This is a genomic window from Sphingomonas sp. STIS6.2, assembly GCF_000732685.2.
Classification (GTDB): Bacteria; Pseudomonadota; Alphaproteobacteria; order Sphingomonadales; family Sphingomonadaceae; genus Sphingomonas; species Sphingomonas aerolata.
On the sequence record NZ_JPDP02000049.1, the window covers coordinates 1 to 2,500 of the forward strand.

General features: G+C 53.6%; 1 rRNA gene (cut by a window edge). It reads right to left on the reverse strand.

From position 1 onward, the window contains the following. Positions 1–29: 29 nt before the first annotated feature. Positions 30–2,500 (reverse strand): 23S ribosomal RNA (locus tag sphst_RS09655) (it continues 326 nt past the right edge of the window).

Sequence of the window (2,500 nt, forward strand, 5' to 3'; positions counted from 1 at the left end):
CCCAGTGTTGTCATTGATGGTGTGAGACTCTCAAGCGCGAATAGAGCAATTAGTATCGGTTAGCTCCATGCGTTACCGCACTTCTACATCCGATCTATCAACGTCGTGGTCTCCGACGGCTCTATGAAATCTTATCTCGAGGGAGGCTTCCCGCTTAGATGCTTTCAGCGGTTATCCCGTCCATACATAGCTACCCAGCTGCGCTCTTGGCAGAACGACTGGTACACCAGAGGTATGTTCAACCCGGTCCTCTCGTACTAGGGTCAACTCCTCTCAAATTTCGACGCCCACGGCAGATAGGGACCAAACTGTCTCGCGACGTTCTGAACCCAGCTCACGTACCACTTTAATTGGCGAACAGCCAAACCCTTGGGACCTGCTCCAGCCCCAGGATGTGATGAGCCGACATCGAGGTGCCAAACAACCCCGTCGATATGAGCTCTTGGGGGTTATCAGCCTGTTATCCCCGGCGTACCTTTTATCCGTTGAGCGATGGCCCTTCCACGAGGGACCACCGGATCACTATGACCGACTTTCGTCTCTGCTCGACTTGTCAGTCTCGCAGTCAGGCGGGCTTATGCCATTGCACTCTAACAGACGGTTTCCGACCGTCCTGAGCCCACCATTGCGCGCCTCCGTTACTCTTTAGGAGGCGACCGCCCCAGTCAAACTACCCGCCACAGAGGGTCCCTGTTCCGGCTTACGGAACGAGGTTAGACATCAGAAACAAACAGGGTGGTATTTCACCTATGGCTCCACATCAGCTGGCGCCGATGCTTCAAAGCCTCCCACCTATGCTACACAGTTTCTTCCTAATGCCACTCTGAAGCTGCAGTAAAGGTGCACGGGGTCTTTCCGTCTAACCGCGGGTACTCCGCATCTTCACGGAGAATTCAATTTCGCTGAGCATGTCCTGGAGACAGTGGGGAAGTCGTTACGCCATTCGTGCAGGTCGGAACTTACCCGACAAGGAATTTCGCTACCTTAGGACCGTTATAGTTACGGCCGCCGTTTACCTGGGCTTCATTTCAGAGCTTGCACCCCTCCACTTAACCTTCAGGCACCGGGCAGGCGTCAGGCCCTATACGTCGTCTTGAAGCCGACTTAGCAGAGCCCTGTGTTTTTGCTAAACAGTCGCTACCCCCTGGCCTGTGCCCCCTCAAAGTGCTTGCGCATAGTGAGGGCCTCCTTCTTCCGAAGGTACGGAGGCAATTTGCCGAGTTCCTTCAGGACACTTCTCTCAAGCGCCTTGGTATACTCTACCTGACCACCTGTGTCGGTTTCGGGTACGGTCTATACGGTGGGGCTATTTCCTGGAACCATTTCGAAGCCATCCCAATCCGATAAGGGATGACAACACACATGATCCGTCACACACCACCAGGCCCACGAATATTAACGTGGTTCCCATCGACTACCCCCTTCGGGCTCGTCTTAGGGGCCGGCTCACCCTGCGCGGATTAGCCTTGCGCAGGAACCCTTGGTCTTTCGGCGAGAGGGCATCTCACCCTCTTTATCGCTACTCATGTCTGCATTCGCACTTCCGATACCTCCACGACCCATTACCAGATCGCTTCACAGGCTTACGGAACGCTCCGCTACCGCGTACCACATAAGTGGCACACCCTAAGCTTCGGCACGTATCTTGAGCCCCGTTACATCTTCGCCGCAGGACCTCTTGTTTAGACCAGTGAGCTGTTACGCTTTCTTTAAAGGATGGCTGCTTCTAAGCCAACCTCCTGGTTGTTTTGGAAGTCCCACATGCTTTCCCACTTAGATACGATTTGGGGGCCTTAGCTGTAGGTCAGGGCTGTTTCCCTTTTGACGACGGACCTTAGCACCCGCCGTCTGTCTCCCGCATATCACTCTTAGGTATTCGGAGTTTGGTTAGGTTTGGTAGATCTCGCGACCCCCTAGCCCATCCAGTGCTCTACCCCCTAAGGTGTTCGTGCGAGGCACTACCTCAATAGTTTTCGCGGAGAACCAGCTATTTCCCGGCTTGATTGGCCTTTCACCCCTAAACACAACTCATCCGGTAACTTTTCAACGTTAATCGGTTCGGACCTCCAGTGCATGTTACTGCACCTTCATCCTGGTCATGCCTAGATCGCCGGGTTTCGGGTCTAATACATCAAACTCTGGCGCCCTATTCAGACTCGCTTTCGCTGCGCCTACACCTATCGGCTTAAGCTTGCTTGATACATTAAGTCACAGACCCATTATGCAAGAGGTACGCTGTCAGGCCATAAAAGCCCTCCAACTGCTTGTAGGCAATCCGTTTCAGGTACTGTTTCACTCCCCTCATCGGGGTGCTTTTCACCTTTCCCTCACGGTACTAGTTCGCTATCGGTCATGTACGAGTATTTAGGCTTGGAGGGTGGTCCCCCCATGTTCAGACAGAATTTCACGTGTTCCGCCCTACTCGAGTCCTGAATTCTCACTTTCGTATACGGGGCTGTCACCCGCTATGGCGTCACTTTCCAGAGACTTCTACTAGTTG